This is a genomic window from Cupriavidus sp. FW216-B1, from assembly GCF_058789195.1.
This window is the reverse complement of record NZ_JBYTEL010000021.1, coordinates 23,690-45,901: the sequence shown is the minus strand read 5'-3', so window position 1 is coordinate 45,901 and position 22,212 is coordinate 23,690. Positions and strand designations below refer to the sequence as shown.

Annotated in this window: 16 protein-coding genes; 4 read left to right on the top strand and 12 right to left on the bottom strand. The window is 71.0% G+C overall.

Annotated features, from left to right (window positions below; all coding sequences use genetic code 11):
• Positions 1–15: 15 nt before the first annotated feature.
• The 9 genes from AC3WXD_RS28770 to AC3WXD_RS28730 all read right to left on the bottom strand — a co-directional run bounded on the left by AC3WXD_RS28770 (position 16) and on the right by AC3WXD_RS28730 (position 11,910).
• Positions 16–1,173, bottom strand: a complete 1,158-nt coding sequence (locus tag AC3WXD_RS28770) for an ABC transporter ATP-binding protein (protein ID WP_454730713.1) — start codon at positions 1,171–1,173, stop codon at positions 16–18.
• Positions 1,170–2,261: an ABC transporter ATP-binding protein gene (locus AC3WXD_RS28765; RefSeq protein ID WP_492325176.1), complete on the bottom strand. Its 1,092-nt coding sequence runs from the start codon at positions 2,259–2,261 to the stop codon at positions 1,170–1,172. Before AC3WXD_RS28765 ends, AC3WXD_RS28770 begins: the two co-directional genes overlap by 4 nt.
• A gap of 158 nt (positions 2,262–2,419) precedes the next feature.
• Complete coding sequence (locus AC3WXD_RS28760) at positions 2,420–3,733, bottom strand: NtaA/DmoA family FMN-dependent monooxygenase (RefSeq protein WP_020205345.1); 1,314 nt, start codon at positions 3,731–3,733, stop codon at positions 2,420–2,422.
• A complete protein-coding gene (locus AC3WXD_RS28755; protein WP_492325175.1) occupies positions 3,726–4,853 on the bottom strand; it encodes an LLM class flavin-dependent oxidoreductase in 1,128 nt (375 codons plus the stop codon). Before AC3WXD_RS28755 ends, AC3WXD_RS28760 begins: the two co-directional genes overlap by 8 nt.
• A gap of 576 nt (positions 4,854–5,429) precedes the next feature.
• Positions 5,430–6,572, bottom strand: a complete 1,143-nt coding sequence (rodA, locus tag AC3WXD_RS28750; RefSeq protein ID WP_020205343.1) for a rod shape-determining protein RodA — start codon at positions 6,570–6,572, stop codon at positions 5,430–5,432.
• An 11-nt stretch (positions 6,573–6,583) separates the two neighbouring features.
• The gene (gene mrdA, locus AC3WXD_RS28745) at positions 6,584–8,929 is read right to left on the bottom strand and encodes a penicillin-binding protein 2 (RefSeq protein WP_492325174.1); all 2,346 of its coding nucleotides are present in this window, start codon (positions 8,927–8,929) and stop codon (positions 6,584–6,586) included.
• Positions 8,930–9,034: 105 nt separating this feature from the next.
• Positions 9,035–9,547, bottom strand: a complete 513-nt coding sequence (gene mreD / locus AC3WXD_RS28740; protein ID WP_020206848.1) for a rod shape-determining protein MreD — start codon at positions 9,545–9,547, stop codon at positions 9,035–9,037.
• Positions 9,544–10,590, bottom strand: a complete 1,047-nt coding sequence (gene mreC / locus AC3WXD_RS28735; protein WP_492325173.1) for a rod shape-determining protein MreC — start codon at positions 10,588–10,590, stop codon at positions 9,544–9,546. Before mreC ends, mreD begins: the two co-directional genes overlap by 4 nt.
• A 276-nt stretch (positions 10,591–10,866) precedes the next feature.
• Positions 10,867–11,910 carry a rod shape-determining protein gene (locus AC3WXD_RS28730; RefSeq protein WP_011296266.1) on the bottom strand — a complete coding sequence of 348 codons (1,044 nt, stop codon included), beginning with the start codon at positions 11,908–11,910 and terminating at the stop codon, positions 10,867–10,869.
• 758 nt (positions 11,911–12,668) lie between these two features.
• Here AC3WXD_RS28730 and gatC point away from each other — a divergent pair.
• From gatC to gatB, 4 genes are all read left to right on the top strand, one after another.
• On the top strand, positions 12,669–12,968 hold the full coding sequence (gene gatC / locus AC3WXD_RS28725) for an Asp-tRNA(Asn)/Glu-tRNA(Gln) amidotransferase subunit GatC (protein WP_059414666.1): 300 nt from the start codon (positions 12,669–12,671) through the stop codon (positions 12,966–12,968).
• A 99-nt stretch (positions 12,969–13,067) separates the two neighbouring features.
• Positions 13,068–14,573: an Asp-tRNA(Asn)/Glu-tRNA(Gln) amidotransferase subunit GatA gene (gene gatA, locus AC3WXD_RS28720; RefSeq protein WP_492325172.1), complete on the top strand. Its 1,506-nt coding sequence runs from the start codon at positions 13,068–13,070 to the stop codon at positions 14,571–14,573.
• Positions 14,570–15,034: a hypothetical protein gene (locus AC3WXD_RS28715; RefSeq protein WP_059414663.1), complete on the top strand. Its 465-nt coding sequence runs from the start codon at positions 14,570–14,572 to the stop codon at positions 15,032–15,034. Before gatA ends, AC3WXD_RS28715 begins: the two co-directional genes overlap by 4 nt.
• A gap of 91 nt (positions 15,035–15,125) precedes the next feature.
• Positions 15,126–16,583, top strand: a complete 1,458-nt coding sequence (gene gatB / locus AC3WXD_RS28710) for an Asp-tRNA(Asn)/Glu-tRNA(Gln) amidotransferase subunit GatB (RefSeq protein WP_492325171.1) — start codon at positions 15,126–15,128, stop codon at positions 16,581–16,583.
• Between the two features lie 890 nt (positions 16,584–17,473).
• On the opposite strand, the gene AC3WXD_RS28705 is transcribed toward gatB, so the two are convergent.
• From AC3WXD_RS28705 to AC3WXD_RS28695, 3 genes are all read right to left on the bottom strand, one after another.
• Positions 17,474–18,403, bottom strand: coding sequence for an alpha-E domain-containing protein (locus AC3WXD_RS28705; protein WP_020205673.1), 930 nt, complete (start codon positions 18,401–18,403; stop codon positions 17,474–17,476).
• Positions 18,404–18,487: 84 nt separating this feature from the next.
• A complete protein-coding gene (locus tag AC3WXD_RS28700; RefSeq protein ID WP_492325170.1) occupies positions 18,488–19,540 on the bottom strand; it encodes a transglutaminase family protein in 1,053 nt (350 codons plus the stop codon).
• On the bottom strand, positions 19,537–22,206 hold the full coding sequence (locus AC3WXD_RS28695; RefSeq protein WP_492325169.1) for a circularly permuted type 2 ATP-grasp protein: 2,670 nt from the start codon (positions 22,204–22,206) through the stop codon (positions 19,537–19,539). The genes AC3WXD_RS28700 and AC3WXD_RS28695 overlap by 4 nt, the downstream gene beginning before the upstream one ends.
• Between the last annotated feature and the right edge of the window lie 6 nt (positions 22,207–22,212).

Sequence of the window (22,212 nt, the reverse complement as noted above, 5' to 3'; positions counted from 1 at the left end):
GGGTGAGGTGGCGGGTCAGGCGGGCGTGGCGGGCATCACGGGCGTGGCGGGCGTGGCAGGCGTGACGGGCTGGCGGAACCGCTCGAGCAGGCGCGCGAGCCGCGGCGCCGGCGGCTGCGTCAGCGACGGGCTCAGCCCCTGCCACGGCGGCAGCTCGCGCCAGTGATGGCAGGCGCAGCCGTGGCCGGACTCGTCCGCCGCCAGCTCGGGCGCGCTGCGCCGGCACAGCTCGGTCGCGAACGCGCAGCGGGGATGGAAGCTGCAGCCCGGCGGCGGATCGAGCGGGCTGGGCAGGTCGCCGCCGAGCACCATGCGCGGGCGCTGGCCGGCTTCCAGCGCCGGCACGGCATCCAGCAGCGCGCGCGTGTACGGGTGGCGCGGCGCGCCGAACAGCGCGCCGGTGGGCGCCGTCTCGACCAGCCGGCCGAGGTACATCACCGCCACGCGGTGGGCGACGTGGCGCACCGCCATCAGGTCGTGCGAGATGAACAGCATGCCGACGTCGGTCTGCCGCTGCAGCGCGCGCAGCAGGTTGAGCACCTGCGCCTGGACCGACACGTCGAGCGCCGAGACCGGCTCGTCGCACACGATCAGCTGCGGCTCCAGCGCGAGCGCGCGGGCGATGCCGATGCGCTGGCGCTGGCCGCCCGAGAATTCGTGGGGATAGCGGTCCATGTGCGAGGCGTTCAGGCCGACCATCGCCAGCAGCTCCGCCACGCGCCGCTCGATGCCCGAGCGCAGGTCGACGCGGTGCACCACCAGCGGCTCGCCCACGAGTTCGCGCACGGTCATGCTGGGATTGAGCGAGCTGAACGGGTCCTGGAACACCAGCTGGATGTCGCGCCGGTGGTTGTGCATCTCGGCGCGGCCGAGCCGGGTCAGGTCCGTGCCGCGGAATGCCACCGAGCCGGCGCTGGCATCCATGAGGCGCAGGATGAGCCGGCTGACGGTGGACTTGCCGCAGCCGCTCTCGCCGACCAGGCCCAGCGTCTCGCCGGCGGCGATGTCGAACGAGACGCCGTCGACCGCGGCGACGCGGCCGCGCCGGCCGAACAGGCCGCCCGCGTTGTAGTGCTTCTTCAGGCCGCGCACGCGCAGCAGGGGCGCCTCGGCGGCGGGCGTGGCGGGCATGGTGGCCGTGGTGGTCATTGCATCCGGCGCGGCAGGATTCATGGCGTGTCTCCGAGCGGCGCCGCGTGGCAGGCCGCGCGATGGCCGGGGAACAGTTGCCGCGGCGCGGGCGCCGCGGTGTCGCAGTCGGGCAGCGCGAACGGGCAGCGCGGGCGGAACGCGCAGCCCGCGCCGAGCGTGCGCAGGTCGGGCACGCTGCCGCCGATGGCGACCAGCGGCTGGTCGCCCGGCTCGGCGCGCGGCACCGCGCCCAGCAGGCCGACCGTGTACGGGTGCTCGGGATGCGCCATCACGCGGTGCGCCGGGCCGTGCTCCACGACGCGCCCGGCGTACATGACCGCGATGTCGTCGGCCAGCCCGGCCACCAGCCCGAGGTTGTGCGAGATCAGCACGATGGCGGTGCCGCGCTCCTGCCGGATCTCGTGCAGCAGCTCGACGATCTGCGCCTGCACGGTGACGTCGAGCGCCGTGGTGGGCTCGTCGGCGATCAGCAGCCGCGGGTTGCAGGCCAGCGCCATCGCGATCATCACGCGCTGGCGCATGCCGCCCGACAGGCGGTGCGGATAGTCGTCGAAGCGCCGCTCGGCGGACGGAATGTGGACCTGCCGGAGCAGCTCGACGGCGCGGCGGCGGGCCTCGCGCCTGTCGACCGCTTCGTGGGCGGTGATCGACTCGGCGATCTGGTCGCCGATGGTGAAGGCCGGGTTCAGCGACGACATCGGGTCCTGGAAGATCATCGCGATCGCGCGGCCGCGCCGCAGCCGCCGCTGCGCGGCGGACATGGCCAGCAGGTCCTGCCCTTCGAACTCGATGCGCCCGGCGGTGATGCGTGCGGCCGGCTGCGGCAGCAGGCCCATGACGGCGAGCGAGGTCACGCTCTTGCCGCTGCCGGACTCGCCCACGATGCCGAGGCAGCGGCCCGCGTGCAGCTCGAGGCTGACGCCGCGCAGCGCGGGAACGGCGGCGGCGCCGGCGCCGAACGCGACCGACAGGTCGCGGATGCTCAGGATCGGCGCCGCGGCGGCCTGCCACGCGCGCGGCGCGTCGGCTCCGGCGGCTTGGTTCGTGTCGGTCGCGCCCTGCGGCGCGGCCGCGGCGCGCGGCCTCATCATGCGGATGCTCGCGCTCATGCCGGCATCCGGTCAGGTGCGGGCGGGGGGACTATCGTCATGCCAGTGGCTCCGGGGCTGGGAGAACATGGACTTGCGGGGACGAGGCCGGCCGCCTGCGGCGCGGCCTCGTCGGCACCTGGCCGATACATTGCCGGCCAGGCGCCGGGGACGGACGGTTATGCGGGCACGTGCGCCAGCATGCGCTGGAAGCGCCCTGGCGACGGACGGTCCAGGCCGAGGTGCTCGCGCAGCGTCGACCCTTCGTAGTCCTCGCGGAACACGCCGCGCCGCTGCAGCTCCGGCACGACCTGCTCCACGAACACCGTGAGCTGCTCGGGGAAATACGGCGGCATGATGTTGAAGCCGTCGCAGGCGCCTTCGCGCAGCCAGCGCTCCATCAGGTCGGCCAGCTGCTCCGGCGTGCCCACGAAGCCGTGGTGGGCGCGCGAGCGGGCGATCAGCCGCGCGCTGTCGGCGATGGTGAGCTTCTGGCGCGCGGCGGTGGTGAGCAGCATGTCGGCGTTGGCGGTCGGCTTCTTCACCGCGCGGATCGCCTCGACCGGCAGCAGTTCGTCGGGCTGGCGGTCGTACAGCGGGAAGCCGAGGTTTTCGCTCAGCATCCACACCCCCACCTCGGGATGCACGAGATCGGCCAGCTCGCGCTCCAGGCGCAGCGCCTCCGCCTCGGTCGCGCCGATCAGCGGCGACAGCCCGGGCATGATCACGACCTCGTCCGGGCGCCGGCCGTAGCGCGCCATGCGCGCATGCGTGGACAGGCGGAATTCGCGCGCCTGGGCCAGGTCGGTCTGCGCGGTGAACACCGCCTCGGCCACCAGCGCGGCGAACTCCAGGCCCGGCGGCGAGCCGCCCGCCTGCACCAGCACCGGCCAGCCCTGCACCGGGCGCGGCACCGGCAGCGCGCCGGCCACGGTGAAGCTCTCGCCGCGATGGTCGATCGGGCGGGCCGGCGCGGCCGGCGAATCGCCGCGGCTGTCCCACAGCGCGGTGCACACGTCGACGAACTCGCGGCCGCGCACGTAGCGGTCGGCCTTGGGCATGGCCTGCTGCCGGCTGAAGTTCAGCGAGGCGCGGTCCTCCCACGTGGTGACGACGTTCCAGCCGGCGCGTCCCGCGCTCAGGTGGTCGAGCGTGGCGAACTTGCCGGCGATGGCGAACGGCTCGTGGTACGTCGTCGACAGCGTGCCGACCAGCCCCAGCTTGTCCGTGACCGACGACAGCGTGGACAGCAGCGAGACCGGATCGAGATTCGACACCGCCTGGCGGCCGAAGAAGCGGCCGTCCTTCTCGCGGGTAAACAGCGTGTCGCCGACGAAGAACAGGTCGAACTTGCCGCGCTCGGCGAGCTGCGCCGCGGTGCGGTAGAAGTCGAGCCCGGTCACGCCCGCGGCGGGCGTCGACGGATGGCGCCAGCCGGCGATGTGGTGGCCGCCGGGATAGATGAACAGACCCAGGTGCAGTTGCCTAGCCATGAACGGAGACCTCGGAAAAGCGGTTGGAAGGGCGCGCGAGGGCGAGGCGGTCGCGCAGCGTGGCGGCCGGCTGCGCGGCATCCGCCGGCGGGCGCCCCGCGAGGCAGGGAGCGACCTCGCTGGCGAAGCGCTCCAGATCGTCGGGCAGCACCGCCGGCGCGATGTGGAAGCCGTCGCAGATGCCCGCCGCGTACCACGAATCCATCAGTTCGCGCAGGCGCGCGGCGCTGCCCGCGAAGCGGTAGCCGGGCATGGCCGGCGCCGTCGGCTGCGCCAGCGCGTCGAGATGCGCCATGCGCTGCGCCGCGGCCTCGTCGGAATCGGCCAGCACCACGGACAGCGTGGCCAGCACGCGCGGCGCGCCGTCGGGCCGGCCCTGCCGCCGCGCCAGCGCGCGCAGGTCGCCGCGCAGCGACACGAGCGCTTCCGGCGAAGCGCAATCGGCCAGGAACACGTCGCCGAACCGGGCCGCCAGCGCAAGGCCGGGCGCGGACGCATCGTCGAACGCCATGACGGGATGGCCCTGCACCGGCCGCACCGCGGTCAGCGGACCGCGCACGCCGAAGTACGCGCCGGCGTGATGGATCGGGTGGATGCGGGCCGAATCGGCAAACAGGCCGGCTTCCTTGTCGGCCAGCACCGCGCCGTCCTCCCAGCTATCCCACAGCTTGGCGAGGACCTCCAGATATTCGCCCGCGCGCGCGTAGTGCGCGTCGCGCGAGAGCGGCGGCGCATGGGCGAAGGCGGCGTCGCCACCCTCGCGCCAGCGCAGGTCGCACAGCAGCGCGGTGCGCCCGGCCGACAGGCCGTCGAGCACCGAGAACGCGCGGGCGGTGTGGAACGGCTCGGTGTGCGCGAGCGCCACTGCGGCGCCAAGGCCGATGCGCGGCACCTGCGCGATCAGGGAGCCGAGCAGCGGCGTGGTGTCGGGCGCCAGCGCGGCGGGCGCGCCTTCGGCGGATGCGGCGGACGTGAAGAACACGCAGTCGAACGCGCACGACTGCGCGCGCCGCACCACGTCGGCATAGCGCGGGAAACCCGACGACGAAGCCGCCAGGGTCGATACCCGCCGTGCTGCGGGATGATGGCCGTACTCGGCGATCGACAGGGTTAGGTCCATAAGTCCGGATAGCGTTGTTTGCGGGGAAATGGCGACACCGTGCTTCGTCGAAGGAATCTCAACGCAAAAGGCGTGCCAATACGTGGTGTGCCACGCAAATCCCGGCGGCGATTGGCGCGCGCGCGCGCCGCGGCGCATATCCGGCGGTTTCGGCGGGTCCCCGGCACGATCTTCCGTCAGAAGCGTGGTGCACCACATGAATGCGATGCGCCACCTGGACCCGGATCATCGTTGTGCGGGCGCACTTCATAAGTGCGATGTTTTTGACGCAGATCAGAGCATGGACGGAGAAATATCGATCCCGTCACATCCGGCCGCGGCGAGGCGGAATCCGCGCGCGGCGGACGGCGGCCCGGGCCGCGCCGGGCGTGGAGTTTGCGGCATGCCCCGCATTCGGGTGGCTTGCCGGCCCGCCGGAGACATGGCGGCGCGGCGGATGGCGGCGCGCCCCGTGGGAGTCGCCTGCCGCGGGGAACGGGCGGGCGTGCGGCGGGTGCGGGAGGTGGTGCGGGAGGTGGCGCGAAAGGCGGCGCGCCGCCGGCGCGAAGGCGCGAGGCCGGGCGGCCCGCCCCCGCGTCAGGTCTGGATCAGGCGCTTCTGCCGCGAGATGCTCATCAGGATGCCGATGCCCATCCCCAGCGTCACCAGCGCGGTGCCGCCGTAGCTCATCAGCGGCAGCGGCACGCCCACCACGGGCAGGATGCCGCTCACCATGCCCATGTTGACGAAGGCGTAGGTGAAGAAGATCAGCGTGATCGAGCCCGCCAGCAGCCGCGAGAACAGCGTCGGCGCGTTGGCGGCGATGTACAGCCCGCGGAAGATCAGCAGCAGGTAGAGCACCAGCAGCACGGCGTTGCCGACCAGGCCGAACTCCTCCGAGAACACCGCGAAGATGAAGTCGGTGTGCTTCTCCGGGATGAACTCCAGGTGAGTCTGCGTGCCCTTGAGCCAGCCCTTGCCGAACACCCCGCCCGAGCCGATGGCGATGATCGACTGGATGGTGTGGAAGCCCTTGCCGAGCGGATCGGTGGTCGGGTCCAGCAGCGTGCAGATGCGGTGCTGCTGGTAGTCGTGCAGCACCGGCCAGTTCACGCCGGGCGCGCACATGTCGTTCTCGAACGTGATCAGCAGGCCGACCGCCACCACCAGCGCCACCAGCAGCGGCAGGATGATCTTCCACGACAGCCCGGCGAAGTAGATCACGTACACACCGGCGGCCAGCACCAGCAGGCCGGTGCCGAGGTCGGGCTGCTTGGCGATCAGGCCCACCGGCACGCCGAGCAGCAGCAGCGCCACCACGAAGTCGTACCAGCGCACCGAGCCCTCGCGCTTCTGGAAGTACCACGCCAGCATCAGCGGCATGGCGATCTTCATGATCTCGGACGGCTGGATCACCATGCCCACGTTGAGCCAGCGCCGCGCGCCCTTGCGGATCAGGCCGAACATGGCCACGCCGATCAGCAGCGCCACGCCCACCGTGTAGAGCGGCACCGCCACCCGCATCAGCGTCTGCGTGGGCAGGTAGGCGATCACCCACATCACCGCGTAGGAGAGCAGGATGTTGCGCAACTGGTCCTCGACCCGGCCGGGCATGTCGATGGCGGCCGAGTAGAGCGCCACGATGCCGGTGGCGAACAGCAGGAACACGATCAGCGCGAGCGGCTTGTCGAAGCCGGTCAGCGCGGTCTTGATGAATGACAGGACGCGGCGTTTGTCCATGCGCGTCTCCTTCAGCGGGTAGCGTTGGCGCCGCCCGCGCCGGGGGCGGCGACGGGCCTGGCGCGGGGTTTCGGGGCGGTGGCGGCCGGTGCCGCCGGCGCGGCCTGGGCCGGCGCCGGCGCCGGGCGGCTGTGGCCGAGCGCCTGCGCCATGCGCTCGTCCAGCGTCTGCACCGCCGAGGCGGGCGGGATCGCGGCCGGGTCGATCAGCGGCGCCGCCACGGCGGCGGAGGCGCCCGGCGCGCGCGCCACCGGCGTGCTGGCCGCGCCGGCCGCGCCGGCCGCACCGGCGACAGCCGCCACCGCGACGGCGCTGGCGCTGGTGGCGGCCGCCTCGCTGGCGCCCATCACGGTGGCGCTGGCGATGCTGGCGGTGTGGCCCGTGGTGAACACGCTGGGCGTGTCCACGGGCGGCTTGCCGCCGGCGCGCTCGGCGGCCGGCGGGGCGATGGCCGCCAGTTCCTCGGGCCACTTGCCCACCAGGTAGTAGTCCATCACCTTGCGCGCGATCGGCGCGGCCACGGCGCCGCCGAAGCCGGCGTTCTCCACGATCATCGCCAGCGCGATCTTCGGGTTGTCGGCCGGGGCGAAGGCGGTGTACAGCGCGTGGTCGCGCTTGCGCTCGTCGAGCGCGTGGTGGTTGTACTTCTCGTTCTTGCCGATCGTGAAGGTCTGCGCGGTGCCGGTCTTGCCGGCGGATTCGTAGGCGGCGCCGGCGAACGCGCGCGCGGCCGTGCCCGAATGCGTCACGCCGACCATCGCGCGCTTGATCACGTCGACGTCGGCCTGCTTGAACGAGAGCCGGTAGCTTTCCTTGGGCACCGTGAGCGCGCGGTCGCGCGTCACCGAATCCTCCACCGCCTTGACCAGGTGGGGCTTCATCGCGGTGCCGTTGTTGACCAGGATCGACACCGCGTTGGCCAGCTGCAGGATGGTGAAGCTGTTGTAGCCCTGGCCGATGCCCAGCGAGATGGTCTCGCCGTCGTACCACTTCTGCTGCTCGGGCTTGCGGTAGGCGCGGCGCTTCCAGTCGGTGGACGGCAGGATGCCGCGGCTCTCGCCCTCGATGTCGATGCCGGTGATCTGGCCGAAGCCGAGCGGCTTCATGAAATCGTGGATGGCGTTGACGCCCATGTCGCGCGCCAGCATGTAGTAATAGGTGTCGCAGGACTGCACGATGGAGGCCTGCATGTCGACCCAGCCGTGGCCGCCCGGCTTGTCGTCGCGGAAGGTGTGGTTGCCCAGCGTGAACGAGCCCGGGTCGTGGAAGCCCCAGGCCGCGGTGCGCTTGCCGGTGGTGAGCGCGGCCAGCGCCATGAACGGCTTGTAGGTCGAGCCGGGCGGGTAGGTGCCGCGCAGCGGGCGGTTCAGCAGCGGCTTGTCGGGCGAGCCGTTGAGCTCGTTCCAGGTGTTGCTGTCGATGCCCTCGACGAACAGGTTGGGGTCGAAGGTCGGCTTGGAGACGAAGGCCAGGATGTCGCCGGTGGCCGGCTCGATCGCCACCAGCGCGCCGCGCCGGTCGCCGAACAGCGCCTCGGCGAGCTGCTGCAGGCGGATGTCGAGCGACAGGATCAGGTTGTTGCCGGGCGTGGACGGCGAGGTGGAGAGCGTGCGGATCGGCCGCCCGCCCGCGCTCACCTCCACTTCCTCGAAGCCGGTCAGGCCGTGCAGCTCGGTCTCGTAGCTCTGCTCGATGCCGATCTTGCCGATGTAGTTGGAGCCCTTGTAGTTGTCGGCGTCCTTGCGCGGGTCGTACTTGGCGCCCTCGGCGTCGTTGGCCTCGTCCATCGCCTCGATGCGCTCCTGGTCGCGCTGCGAGATGCGGCCGATGTAGCCGATCACGTGCGAGGCGGACTCGCCCATCGGGTACTGGCGGAACAGCCGCGCGCGCACGTCCACGCCGGGAAAGCGGAAGCGCTGCGCGGAAAAGCGCGCCACTTCCTCGTCGCTGAGCTGGCTGCGGATCGGCAGGCTCTCGAAGCTGCGCGACTCCTCCATCAGCCGCTTGAAGCGGCGCCGGTCGCGCGGCTGGATGTCGACCACCTGGCTGAGCGCCTCGATGGTGTTGTCGAGCGTGTCGGACAGCTTGGACGGCGTGATTTCCAGCGTGTAGGCCGAATAGTTGCGCGCCAGCACCACGCCGTTGCGGTCCATGATGATGCCGCGGTTGGGCTCGATCGGCGCCACCGAGATGCGGTTGTCCTCGGCCTTGGCCGAGTACTGGTCGTGCTTGTACCACTGCAGCCAGAGAAAGCGCGTGAACAGCAGGCCGAAGCAGATCACGGCGAACAGGCCCGCGGCCGCCACGCGGATGCGGAAGCGGCCGAGCTCCTGTTCGACATTGCGGATTTCGGTCATGGTACTGCGTCAGCCTTGCGGTGTGCCGCGCACCCGCGAGGGGCGCGGCGGAACTCGTTGAGGGTCAAGCCATTGCATCGGCCAGCGCGCGGCGCGGCGCCCGATCTAGATGGGCCGCGTCTCGTCCACGTCGGCGCTGCGCCGCTGCGGCGCCAGCAGCATGCTGGTGGCCAGCGGCCACAGCAGCGCCTCGATGCCGGGCGCCAGCAGCAGTTGCCAGCCCGGCAGCGGCGCGCCCATCGCCAGGCGGATCACCACCGGCACCGCGTGCGCCACGAACAGCAGCGGCACCACGTGCAGCGCCTGGGTATAGACCGTGAACCACAGCACGCGGCGGTGGATGGTGATGGCGAAATAGGCCAGCAGCGTGTACGCGATGGCGTGCTCGCCGAGCAGGCGCGCGTCGTGCACGTCCATCAGCAGGCCCAGCGCGAACGCCACGCCCATGCCCACCTTGCGCGGCTGGTGGATGTTCCAGAACACCAGCACCAGCGCCACCATGTCGGGAATCCACAGCGTGGCGCCCCACGGCATCAGGTTGAACAGGAACGCCAGCACGAAGCTCAGCGCGATGAACGCCGGGTTGACCGGGCGCAGCAGGTATTGGGGATTGGTCACTGCGTGGCCTCCTTGGCCGCGGGCTTGCCGGCCGGTTTCGCGGCGGCCTTGTCGGTGGCCTTTTCAGTGGCCTTCTCGGCAGGTTTCTCGGCCGGCCGGTCGCCGCCCCGCTCGGCGTCCCTGACGCCCGGGCGGTCGGCCCGGTCGGGCCTGCCGCCCTTGCTTTCGCGGGCGTCGCGCGGGCCGTCGATGGTGTCGCGCGGCGGCAGCTGCGCCTCGTAGCGGATCACCAGCAACTGGCGGTGCGAGCGCACCCCGGCCACCGGCTCGCAGTACACGCGCGAGAAGGCGGTGTCGGCCTTGCGCTCGATCTGCACGATCTTCGCCACCGGCAGGCCCGGCGGATAGGTGCCGTCCAGGCCCGAAGTCACCAGCAGGTCGCCCTGCTGCAGGTCGGCCGAGGCGGCCATGAAGCGCAGGTCGAGCAGGCCGGCGCGGGCGCCGCCGAAGGCCACGCTGCGCAGCCCGTTGCGCACCACCTGCACGGGAATCGCCTGTTCCTTGTCGGTCAGCAGCGTGACTTCGGACTGGAACGGCGAGACCCGCGTGACCTGGCCGATCACGCCGCGCTCGTCGATCACCGGATAACCGGCGCGCAGGCCGTGCTGGCTGCCGCGGTCGATCACGATGCGCTGGCTGTAGGGGTCGCGCGCGTCGTAGAGGATCTCGGCCGCCGTCACCGGCGTGGCCGACTGCTGCTGCAGGCCGAGCAGCTTGCGCAGCTGGTTGTTCTCGGACTCGAGCTGGGACTGGCGCACCGAGCCCTCGGCCTCGGTCACGGCGCGGCGGCGCAGCTCGCGGTTCTCGCTGGCGAGCGCGGCCGACGACTGGGCGTAGTCGAACACGGCGCGCAGCGCGTCGCGCGGCACCAGCACGGTCCGCTCGACCGGCATCAGCACGGTGGCGGCGACCTGGCGCACCACGCGTAGCGCGTCGAAGCGCGCGTCGACGACGAGCAGCACCAGCGCGATCGTCACATAGAAGACGAGGCGCGCGACGGCGGAAGTGCCCTGCTTGAAGAGCGGCGGCGGAGTGTAATCCATTTACCCGTGCGCTGGCGTGGAGGTCTGCCGGCCCCGGGCGCGCGCCGCCGCCCGCCCGCCGCGCCCGCCGGCATGGCCGGGGTGGCGGGAAAGGCGCGCTGGCGCGGGGTGCCCTGGGCCGGGCCGGGTCGGGAAGGCGGCCGCGCAGGCGGCCAGGCGAGCGGCCGCGGCGGCGGCCGGGACAGTGGCCAAGGCGGCGCCACGGCGCGGCGCGGCCCCGACCAGGCGATCCGGCAGGCCGCGTCGCGCCACGAGCGATGTCCTCTCGCCGACTGGTTATTCGTAGGAGAAGATGCTGCCGAGCTTGTCCATGCGCTCGAGCGCCATGCCCGAGCCGCGCACCACGCAGGTCAGCGGGTCCTCGGCCACCAGCACCGGCAGGCCGGTTTCCTCGGCCAGCAGGCGGTCCAGGTCGCGCAGCAGCGCGCCGCCGCCGGTCAGCATCATGCCGCGCTCGGCGATGTCCGCGCCCAGTTCCGGCGGGGTCTGCTCCAGCGCGATCTTGACCGCCGAGACGATCTGGTTGAGCGGGTCGGTCAGCGCCTCGAGGATTTCGTTGGACGACACCGTGAACGCGCGCGGGATGCCCTCGGACAGGTTGCGGCCCTTGACTTCCATCTCGCGCACCTCGGAGCCCGGGAAGGCCGAGCCGATTTCCTTCTTGATGGCCTCGGCGGTCTGCTCGCCGATCAGCATGCCGTAGTTGCGGCGGATGTAGTTGACGATGGCCTCGTCGAACTTGTCGCCGCCCACGCGCACCGAACCCTTGTAGACCATGCCGCCCAGCGAGATGATGCCCACCTCGGTGGTGCCGCCGCCGATGTCCACCACCATCGAGCCCGACGGCTCCGACACCGGCAGGCCGGCGCCGATCGCCGCCGACATCGGCTCCTCGATCAGGTACACCTGGCTGGCGCCGGCGCCCAGCGCCGATTCGCGGATGGCGCGGCGCTCGACCTGGGTCGAGCCGCACGGCACGCAGATGATGATGCGCGGGCTCGGGCGCAGCAGCTTGGAGTCGTGGACCATCTTGATGAACTGCTTGAGCATCTGCTCGGTCACGGTGAAGTCGGCGATCACGCCGTCCTTCATCGGGCGGATCGCTTCGATGTTGCCCGGCACCTTGCCCAGCATCTGCTTGGCTTCCTTGCCCACCGCCTGGATCGTCTTCTTGGCGTTGGGACCGCCTTCCTGGCGGATCGCCACCACCGAGGGCTCGTCCAGGACGATGCCCTTGTCGCGCATGTAGATCAGGGTGTTGGCGGTGCCGAGGTCGATCGCGAGATCGTTGGAGAAATAGCTGCGGAGAAATCCGAACATCAGGAATCCTGTTTTCTGGTGGTTCGCGAGGTATGCGAAGCGGCCGGCACCGCAATCGGGCCAGCCACGAAATTCATTGCGACGGGTAGTATTCAAGGCCCCCCACCGTGCGGTGAGCCAGGCGCCACGCCGGCGCCGCGCCATCCAGGGGATGCGCGGCGGCCACGGCGGAACCGCCAGCCGAGGCCGGACCGCCCCCGGGCGGCACAGCCTCTACGGGAACCTTTGATTAGGCCACGCTCGAAAGTTCGGTGGAACCGCGCCACAATTACAAAAAATTGCGGCCGGGGCGGCCTAATCAGAGGGCCCTCGCCTGCCTCCCTGCCCGCGCGCCGTCCGCCGCCTGCGTGCCGCGGCCGGGCGGCCGGGGTGGCCGCGCGGAAGGCGATGGTGGGCGGCGGGCCGTGCCGCGGGCGCCGCCGCGGGCATTGCCGCCGACGCTGCCACGCGCGTTGCCGTGGACCTTGCCGCGGACGTTACCGAAAAAGCGCCGGCGAACGCGGTTCCGCACCAATGTGACGAAGGCGCTGCCAGGGAATGGCAACGCGCAATGATACCTTATAATTCCCCCTGTTTCGGGGGCTTCTGCCTCGAAAAAACGTGTAACTTTGACGATTCCGGGGCGCACCCGGCAGCACTCGCCCCGCCCGCCCAGGCGGCGCCTGCCTTGCCTCCCGCTGCCGCCTCCGCGCCCGGACCCGCTTCCCCGATCTCGCAGCCGATTTCGCCGTTTTCCGCATCGACACCGAACCCTAGCCATGGCTCTCGACCTATCCGACGTCAAGCGCATCGCCCACCTTGCCCGCATCGAGATCAACGATGACGAAGCAGGGCACACGCTGGTGCAGCTCAATCAATTCTTCTCGCTGGTCGAACAGATGCAGGCGGTCGACACCACCGGCATGGAGCCGCTGGCGCACCCGCTGTCGGCGGTGCGCGAGATGTCGCAGCGCCTGCGCGACGACGCCGTGACCGAGACCGACCGGCGCGACGACTACCAGCGCCCCGCGCCGGCCACCGAAGGCGGCCTGTACCTGGTGCCCAAGGTCATCGAATAAGCGGGCGGGCGCCCGCCGCCCGGCCACCGAACCCGCCGCTGCGTCGCGCCGCCCCTGCGCCGCGCGCCGGCAGCCACCCTGCCAAGCCATACGACCGACATGTCCTTTTCCGCAACTTCAGTGACCTCCCTGCGCCAGCTCGCCGACGCGCTGGCGGCCCGCACCGTCTCCGCCGAGGAGCTGGCGCGCGACTACCTGGGCCGCATCGAGCGGGCCGCCGCGCTCAACGCCTTCGTCGACGTCAACCCCGAACTCACGCTGACGCAGGCGCGCGCGGCCGACGCGCGCCGCGCGCGCGGCGAGGCCGGCCCGCTGACCGGCGTGCCGGTCGCCCACAAGGACGTGTTCGTCACGCGCGGCTGGCGCGCCACCGCCGGCTCGCGCATGCTGGCCGATTACGAAAGCCCGTTCGACGCCACCGTGGTCGAGCGCCTCGCCGCCGCCGGCATGGTCACGCTGGGCAAGACCAACATGGACGAGTTCGCGATGGGCTCGTCCAACGAGAACTCGCACTTCGGCCCGGTCAGGAACCCGTGGGACCCGGCGCGCGTGCCGGGCGGCTCCTCGGGCGGCTCGGCCGCGGCCGTGGCCGCCGGCCTGGCGCCGGCCGCCACCGGCACCGACACCGGCGGCTCGATCCGCCAGCCGGCCTCGTTCTCCGGCATCACCGGCATCAAGCCCACCTACGGCCGCGTGTCGCGCTACGGCATGATCGCGTTCGCCTCGTCGCTCGACCAGGGCGGCCCGATGGCGCACACCGCCGAGGACTGCGCGCTGCTGCTCGGCGCGATGGCCGGCTTCGACGAGCGCGACTCCACCAGCCTGGCGCCGGCCCAGGGCGGCGTGGACGAGGACTTCACCCGCCTGCTGGGCCAGCCGCGCGCCGGCGCCGGCGCCGCGCGGCCGCTGTCGGGCCTGCGCATCGGCCTGCCGAAGGAATACTTCGGCGCCGGCCTGTCGGCCGACGTGGAACAGGCCGTGCGCGCCGCGCTGGCCGAGTACGAGAAGCTGGGCGCCACGCTGGTCGAGGTGTCGCTGCCCAAGACCGAGCTGTCGATCCCGGTGTACTACGTGATCGCGCCGGCCGAGGCCTCGTCCAACCTGTCGCGCTTCGACGGCGTGCGCTACGGCCACCGCGCGGCCGAATACCGCGACCTGATGGACATGTACAAGAAGAGCCGCGCCGAAGGCTTCGGCCCCGAGGTCAAGCGCCGCATCCTGGTGGGCGCCTACGTGCTGTCGCACGGCTACTACGACGCCTACTACCTGCAGGCGCAGAAGATCCGCCGCATCATCGCCGAGGACTTCCAGCGCGCGTTCGCGCGCTGCGACGTGATCATGGGCCCGGTGGCGCCCACGGTGGCGTGGAAGCTCGGCGAGAAGAGCGCCGACCCGGTGCAGATGTACCTGGCCGACATCTTCACGCTGTCGACCAGCCTGGCCGGCCTGCCCGGCATGAGCGTGCCGTGCGGCCTGGGCGAAGGCGGCATGCCGGTCGGCCTGCAGCTGATCGGCAACTACTTCGGCGAAGCCGAGCTGCTGCAGACCGCGCACGCGTTCCAGCAGGCCACGGACTGGCATCTGCGCCGGCCCGCGCAGGCATGAGCGCGCGGCGCTGGCTGGTCCGCATCGCCGCGGGCGTGGCGCTGGCCGCCGCGCTGGCGGCGTGCATCCCGCTGCCGCGCTTCGGCCGGCCCACGCCCATCGCCAGCCGCGACATCGACCTCGCCGGCGACTGCCGCCGCACCGAGGAAGACGGCTTCCGCGAGGACGCGCAGCTGCGCGTGGCGGACAACACCGTGCAGCAGTTGTCGTGGAAGCTGTGGGTAGGCAAGCGCGGCTCGTGCAGCTTCAACCTGGCCGAGTTCCGCCAGACGCAGAAGAAGCCGCACATCGAGCTGCGCGCCAACGACGGCAGCGCCTGCAAGCTGATGGTCTGGCAAGATCCGCGCCGCGTCACGCTGGCGCACGCCAACTGCCAGCAGCGCTGCTCGCCCGGCATCTACGAGGAAGCCTGGCCGGTGATGTTCGAGCCCGGCACCGGCGGCTGCGCGCAGACGCGCTAGCGGCGCGACGGAATACGCAACAGCACGCAGCAGCACGCAGCAACACGCACCGAATACGACGTACACGACGAATACGAACAGGAATACCGCCATGCAATGGGAAGTGGTGATCGGCCTCGAGACGCACACGCAGCTGTCGACGGCCTCCAAGATTTTCTCCGGCAGCTCCACCGCCTTCGGCGCGGCGCCGAACACGCAGGCCTCGCCGGTCGACCTGGCGCTGCCCGGCGTGCTGCCGGTGCTCAACCGCGGCGCGGTCGAGCGCGCCATCCAGTTCGGCCTGGCCATCGGCGCCACCATCGCGCCGCGCAGCATCTTCGCGCGCAAGAACTACTTCTACCCCGACCTGCCCAAGGGCTACCAGATCAGCCAGTACGAGATCCCGGTGGTGCAGGGCGGCAGCATCAGCATCCAGGTCGAAGGCAAGAAGGGCGAGACCTACGAGAAGACCGTGCAGCTCACGCGCGCCCACCTCGAGGAAGACGCCGGCAAGTCGCTGCACGAAGACTTCGCCGGCATGACCGGCATCGACCTGAACCGCGCCGGCACGCCGCTGCTGGAAATCGTCACCGAGCCCGACATGCGCAGCGCCGCCGAAGCCGTGGCCTATGCCCGCGCCCTGCACGCGCTGGTGACGTGGCTGGGCATCTGCGACGGCAACATGCAGGAAGGCAGCTTCCGCTGCGACGCCAACGTCTCGGTGCGCCCGTACGGCAGCCCCAAGCTCGGCACGCGCCGCGAGATCAAGAACCTCAACTCGTTCCGCTTCCTGCAGCAGGCCATCGAGTATGAAGTGCAGTGGCAGATCGCCGAGATCGAGGACGGCCGCGAGATCCAGCAGGCCACCGTGCTGTTCGACCCCGACACCGGCGAGACGCGCGCCATGCGCACCAAGGAAGACGCGCACGACTACCGCTACTTCCCCGACCCCGACCTGCTGCCGCTGGACATCGACGCTGCCTGGATCGAGCGCGTGAAAGCCGCCCTGCCCGAACTGCCCGCCGCCATGCAGGCGCGCCTGGTGTCGCAATACGGCCTGTCCGCCTACGACGCCAGCGTGCTGACCGCCTCCAAGCCGCTCGCCAGCTACTTCGAAGCCGTGGTCGCCGAAGCCGGCGCCGCCAACGCCAAGCCCGCCGCCAACTGGCTGATGGGCGACGTGTCCTCGCTGCTCAACCGCGAAGGCATCGCGCTCGACGCCGCCCCGGTCAAACCCGCCCAACTGGCCAGGCTGCTGGTGCGCATCGCCGACGGCACGGTCTCCAACAACACCGCCAAGAAAGACGTCTTCCCCGCCATGTGGGCCGGCGAAGAAGGCAGCGACGCCGACGCCATCATCGCCGCCAAGGGCCTCAAGCAGATGTCCGACTCCGGCGAGCTGGAAAAGATCATCGACGACGTGCTGGCCGCCAACGCCAAGTCGGTGGAGGAATTCCGGGCCGGCAAGGAGAAGGCGTTCAATGCCCTGGTCGGGCAGGCCATGAAGGCCACCAAGGGGAAGGGGAACCCGGCGCAGGTCAATGAGTTGTTGAGGAAGAAGTTGGGGTGAGGGGTGGGGTTGGGGTTCTAAGTCGAAAGCTACGGCTTGGCTTCAAAGGCCACCACTGCTTGACTTCAAAGTCAACGGCTTTAAAGGCCTTAACTTCAAAGTCAACTTCAAAGTCAAAGGCTTTCGCTCCCCCGGAGCGACCTACTTTCTTTTCCCCGAAAAGAAAGTAGGCAAAGAAAGCGGGCTGCCTGGCCGGCAGGGGCAGAGCCGAACAGGGTTGCTGGTTGTTGGTGGTTTCGTGGTGGGGGCGGTGGTTCTGCTGGCATCCTGCCGTTACCGGTGCGACTGGCCACGATCTGGCTGGCGGTATGGGTTGCGGGGTCAGACCTATGATGGCGGGCGCACTGCTGGTTCGGGCATCTGCCGTTACCGACTCGGGCGGCCACGACATAGCATCGGCACTGGTTTCGTGGTGGGCGTGGTGGACCCAGCGCGGGTGCGCGGGGTTGCTGGAACCGGATTGCCTCTCAAGTCAAAACCATTTGGCACTGAGATCGAATGGGGGCCACCACGCCCACCACGAAACCAGCCCCGTCCCTATGACGCACCCATCTGCCCCGGTCGCGGCAGCAGCCCGAAGGGCCTGGACCTCCGCCATCATGCAGCGCCACCACGAATCGAACACCACCCGAGAGAACGTGGCCACCAAAACCGGTACCGGCAGAACCCCTGCAGAACCACCACCCCCACCACGAAACCACCAACAACCAGCAACCCTGTTCGGCTCTGCCCCTGCCGGCCAGGCAGCCCGCTTTCTTTGCCTACTTTCTTTTCGGGGAAAAGAAAGTAGGTCGCTCCGGGGGAGCGAAAGCCTTTGACTTTGATGTTGACTTTGACGTTCAGAAGTTGACATTCAGAAGTTGACGTTGAAGCCGAAGCACAAAACCCTACTACCCCCGCATCAAAAAACTATGACTAACCCCACTCCCCACCTCATGCACCCTCCGCAAAAAATCCCCCAGCCACCCATGAATCCCCACAGAAAAAATATCCTCGATCCGCGCAAACTTGAGCTCGGCATGCAGCTTCCCCGCACGCCGCTCAGTCTCCGCTGAAGCCCCATTGCGCACCTGCGCCAGCAGCGCCACCACCTCCCGCAGGCTGGCCGCGAGCGAGCGCGGCATGTCGGGATGCACGATCAGCAGTTCGGCCACGCGCTCGGGCGTGACCGCCGCGCGGTAGACCTTGCGGTACATCTCGAACCCGGAGACCGAGCGCAGCACCGCGGCCCACTGGTAGAAGTCGTCCTGCTGGCGGTCGAGGTCGGTGGACTGGAACTTGACGTCGAGCAGCCGCGCGGTGTTGTCGGCGCGCTCCAGGAAGGTGCCCAGGCGCATGAAGCAGTAGGCCTCGTCCTTGAGCATGGTGCCGGCTTCCACGCCGCGCGTGAGGTGGGAGCGGAACTTGACCCACTCGAAGAACTGCGCGGGATCGTGCCGCAGGATGCCGTCGGCGATCATCTGCTGCACGTCGAGCCAGGTGGTGTTGATGGTTTCCCACAGCGGCGTGGTCAGCGCGCCGCGCACGGCGCGGGCGTTTTCGCGGGCGGCGCGCAGGCAGGACATGATCGAGGCCGGATGGCTCAGGTCGCGCACCATGAAGTCGAGCACTTCCTCGTGCACCACGGTGCCGTGGTGCTCGGCGAAGACCGGGGTGAGCTCGGTCGCGTCGAGCATGGCCAGCCAGCCCTGCCGGGATGCGTCGCGCGACTGCGGCAGCAGCGCGGTCTGGTGGTTGACGTCGAGCATGCGCGCGGTGTTCTCGGCGCGCTCGGTGTAGCGGGCCATCCAGAACAGGTGGTCGGCGGTGCGGCTCAGCATATTGATTCCCCTTCTTTTTCGGCAACCCCTGCAATGCGCAAGCAATTGGCTTGCCAGCCGTGCCGCCGGCGCAGCGCGCGCCGGCTACGCCAGCGGCAGCACGCTTACCTCCACCTCGACGGTATGCGCGCCGCCGCCCACGATGACGCCGCGCAGCAGCGAGACGTCGCTGTAGTCGCGCCCGAACGCCAGCGTCACGTGGCCGGTGTCGGCCAGCACGTCGTTGGTCGGGTCGAGGTCGACCCAGCCGGCCAGCGGGCAGTACACCGACAGCCACGCGTGCGAGGCGTCGGCGCCGATCAGGCGCGGCTGGCCCGGCGGCGGCTCGGTGCGCAGGTAGCCGCTGACGTAGCGCGCGGCCAGGCCGAGCGAGCGCAGGCAGCCGATCATGACCTGGGCGAAGTCCTGGCACACGCCGCTGCGCAGCGCGAACGCCTTCAGCGCGGGGGTGTCCACCTCGGTGGCGTCGGTCTCGTATTCGAAGTCGGCGTGGATGCGGTGCATCAGGTCGATGGCGCCGGCCACCACCGGCACGCCGGGCCCGAAGCTGGCCAGCGCGTAGGCCTTGAGGTCCGGGTGCAGCGCCACGTTGGGCGAGGCGAAGCAGAACTCGCTCTGCGCCCGGAACGGCTGGCCGGCGCGAAAGCGCAGCGCCGCCACGGCGTCTTCCCACGGCATGCTGGCGGCGGGATCGAGCGCGTCCCAGCGCGGCATCACGCGCACCGTGCTCTCGCAGCACAGCTGCATGAAGTCGTGCGGCACGTCGATGGTGAAATACAGCACGTGGTTGCCGAAGGCGTCGGTGCCGGCATGCTGGTGCGACGGCTCGGGGTCGACCCACGCGCTGTGCGACAGCACGGTCTGCCACGGGCAGGCCACCGGCCACACCACGGCGCGCTGCTGGGCGTTCTCCACCGGCGCGGAGTAGGCGTAGGTGGTCTTGTGGTGGACCGTGAGCAAGGCCGCGGCGGGCGCCGGGGCAGGCACCGCGGCGATGGCCGCCGCGCCCGCCGGGCCGGCCACCGCGTCGTTGTCGGCTTCGGTCCCGATCTTGGCCCCGGCTCCGATTCCGGCCCCGGCCTCGTCCACGGGACGCTCCGCCGCGCCGCCCGCCAGCCCCGTCGCCGGCGCGCTCATGGCCGCACCCGCACGCCGGCCACGCCGGCATGGCTGAAGTAGCGCGCGCTGATCTCGTCGGAGAGCTGCGCCATCAGGCCGCCCAGGCGGTCGCACAATTGCACCAGATTGGCGTATTGGCCGCGCCCGTCGCGCTCGCATAGTGCTTCCCAGCCCGGCAGCGTCTCCACCGCGGGCAGCCATTGCGGCAGCGGCGCGCGGCCGCCGCCGGCCGGGCTGGCCGGCGGCGTGATCTGGCCGAGCTTGACGCGCAGCCGCGCCAGCAGGCCGTAGAGCCCGCGCGGGTTGGTGGGTTCGATCACGATCTGCTCGATGAGTGCGGGCATGTCGGTGCGCCCCGGATAGAGCGCGCGGAAGGTGAGCGTGCTGTCGAACAGGTGCAGCAGCAGGTCGAAGCCGCTGCGGTGCATGAGCGCGCCATGCCGCGTGAAGACTTCGAGGAAGGTCGACAGCGTGCCCACGCGCTCGATATGGCGGCCGATGAACAGCAGGCGCCAGGCTTCGTCGCGCATCATGCGGTCGCCCTGGGCGCCGCTGATGGCGGCGAGCTGCATGCCGAGGTGGTCGAGCGCGGCCAGCACGCGCGGGCGGTCGTAGTAGCCGCAGTCGCCGCTGCCGGACGCACCGGTGCAGGCCGCCGCCATCGCGTCGCCGAAATCGTTGCGCGCGGCCAGGATGGTGCGCCAGTGGTCGTTGGACAGGCGGTTGCGGATCTCGGTGGCGGCGTGCACGTGGCTGGCCAGGTTCTGGCCCACGCTGGTCCAGCCGGCGCTCTCGGCCAGCGCCGCCACCAGGCTGCGCTCGAACACGCGCAGCGAGGCGCGCGGCTGCGGCGCGCCGGGCGGCAGCAGGCCGCAGGCCTGCGTCAGCTCGCCGATCACGTCGAGCACGCTGTCGTCGCGCTCGTCGCTGCTTTCGATCGAGCCCAGCACCAGCCGGCACAGGCGCACGTTGTTCTCGGCGCGCTCGGCGTAGCGTCCGGCCCAGAACAGGTTCTCGGCGGCGCGGCTCGACACCGCCAGCGGCTTGGCGACCGGCCCCGGCCCGGCCCCGCCCAGCGTGGTCGAGGCCGCCAGCGCCGGCCCGTGCGGCGGCTGGCTCGACAGCACCCAGGTATCGACGCTGGAGCCGCCCAGTTGCATCGACACCGCCGGCTGGCCCTCGCCGGCCAGCCGCGTGAAGCCGCCCGGCATGACCTGCCAGCCGCCGCGCCCGTCGGCGATCGCGTAGACGCGCAGCATGGCCGCGCGCGAGCCGATCTGCGGGCCTTCCCAGCGCGGCGCGTGCGACAGCGGCAGGTCGGCCTGGATGGTGAACAGGTCGGGCACCTGCCCGATGCGCTCGCGCCAGTCGGCCAGCCGCTGCAGGCCGCGCTCCATGCCCAGGCGCGGCCCTTCCCACGGCTGCGCCATGCCGCGCGGGTAGGTCGGCATCAGGAAGGCCTCGCCGAGCTGGTCGAGCGCCTGCGCGCGCGCCGAGTCCTCGCCGCACCACCAGCTCGGCACGCCGGGCAGCAGCAGCGGCTCGCCCAGCAGCTCGCGCGCGATGGCCGGCAGGAAGCCGTGGATGGCGGGCGTCTCCAGGAAACCCGAGCCGGGCACGTTGGAGACCAGCACGTTGCCCGCGCGCATCGCCTGCAGCAGCCCGGGCACGCCCAGCGTGGAGTCCTGGCGCAGCTCGACCGGGTCGCAGTAGGCGTCGTCGAGCCGGCGCAGGATCACGTCCACGCGCTCCAGCCCGGCCAGCGTCTTGAGGTAGACCACGTCGTTGCGCACCGTCAGGTCCTTGCCCTCGACCAGCGTGATGCCGAGGTAGCGCGCCAGGAAGGTGTGCTCGAAATAGGTCTCGTTGTAGGGGCCGGGGGTCAGCAGCACGATGTGCTTGCCGGCGGCCGCGGCGGCGGCGCTGGCGTCGGCCGCGCGCGGCGGCGGCGCACCGGGCATGCCGGCCGGGCCGGACAGGCGGCCCGCGGGCAGTTGCGCCAGCGTGGCCACCAGTTGCGCGAAGGCGGCCGGCAGGCGCCGCACGCGCAGTTCGCGGAAGGCGTCGGCGAACAGGCTGGAGATGATGAGCCGGTTCTCCAGCGCGTAGCCCATGCCGGAAGGCGTCTCGGTGCGGTGCGCCATCACGGTCCAGCCGCCCTCGGCGGTGTGCGCGAGGTCGACCGCGACGATGTGCAGGAAATTGCCGTCCGGCGGCTGGTAGCCCTTGAGCGGGCGCAGGTAGCCGGGATGGCCGAAGACCAGCCCGGCCGGCAGCAGGCCCTTGGCCAGCAGCGTCTGCGGGCCGTAGATGTCGGCCACCACGGCGTTGGCCAGGGTGGCGCGCTGGATCACGCCGCGCTCGATCTGCAGCCAGTCTTCCTCGGCCACCATGAACGGCAGCAGGTCCAGCGCCCAGGCGCGCGCGCCGCCGTTGTCGGCATAGACGTTGTAGGTCACGCCGTTGTCGCGGATCTGGCGCGCCATCGCGGCGGCCTGCTGGCCGAGCGCGCCGATGCCGTCCTCGCCCAGCACCTGGAAGAAGCCCGCCCACGGCTCGCGCAGCCCGCCCGCGCCCGCGCCGAGCTCGTCCAGGTGCCCGGGCGGCACCGCGCGCGCGCGGCGCATGGCCGCCTCGGCGGCGGGCGCGGATTCGTCGAAGGGCAGTGAGGGCTGCAAAGGCACGGGGCG

What these genes read in the sequence shown, in the direction of transcription:
- rodA (WP_020205343.1), bottom strand. Translation starts at nt 6,572, where the DNA reads ATGGACAAACGCCGCGTCCTGTCATTCATCAAGACCGCGCTGACCGGC.
- gatC (WP_059414666.1), top strand. Translation starts at nt 12,669, where the DNA reads ATGGCTCTCGACCTATCCGACGTCAAGCGCATCGCCCACCTTGCCCGC.
- mreC (WP_492325173.1), bottom strand. Translation starts at nt 10,590, where the DNA reads ATGGATTACACTCCGCCGCCGCTCTTCAAGCAGGGCACTTCCGCCGTC.
- AC3WXD_RS28755 (WP_492325175.1), bottom strand. Translation starts at nt 4,853, where the DNA reads ATGGACCTAACCCTGTCGATCGCCGAGTACGGCCATCATCCCGCAGCA.
- AC3WXD_RS28770 (WP_454730713.1), bottom strand. Translation starts at nt 1,173, where the DNA reads ATGAATCCTGCCGCGCCGGATGCAATGACCACCACGGCCACCATGCCC.
- gatB (WP_492325171.1), top strand. Translation starts at nt 15,126, where the DNA reads ATGCAATGGGAAGTGGTGATCGGCCTCGAGACGCACACGCAGCTGTCG.
- AC3WXD_RS28765 (WP_492325176.1), bottom strand. Translation starts at nt 2,261, where the DNA reads ATGAGCGCGAGCATCCGCATGATGAGGCCGCGCGCCGCGGCCGCGCCG.
- mrdA (WP_492325174.1), bottom strand. Translation starts at nt 8,929, where the DNA reads ATGACCGAAATCCGCAATGTCGAACAGGAGCTCGGCCGCTTCCGCATC.
- AC3WXD_RS28700 (WP_492325170.1), bottom strand. Translation starts at nt 19,540, where the DNA reads ATGAGCGCGCCGGCGACGGGGCTGGCGGGCGGCGCGGCGGAGCGTCCC.
- AC3WXD_RS28715 (WP_059414663.1), top strand. Translation starts at nt 14,570, where the DNA reads ATGAGCGCGCGGCGCTGGCTGGTCCGCATCGCCGCGGGCGTGGCGCTG.
- gatA (WP_492325172.1), top strand. Translation starts at nt 13,068, where the DNA reads ATGTCCTTTTCCGCAACTTCAGTGACCTCCCTGCGCCAGCTCGCCGAC.
- AC3WXD_RS28730 (WP_011296266.1), bottom strand. Translation starts at nt 11,910, where the DNA reads ATGTTCGGATTTCTCCGCAGCTATTTCTCCAACGATCTCGCGATCGAC.
- AC3WXD_RS28760 (WP_020205345.1), bottom strand. Translation starts at nt 3,733, where the DNA reads ATGGCTAGGCAACTGCACCTGGGTCTGTTCATCTATCCCGGCGGCCAC.
- AC3WXD_RS28705 (WP_020205673.1), bottom strand. Translation starts at nt 18,403, where the DNA reads ATGCTGAGCCGCACCGCCGACCACCTGTTCTGGATGGCCCGCTACACC.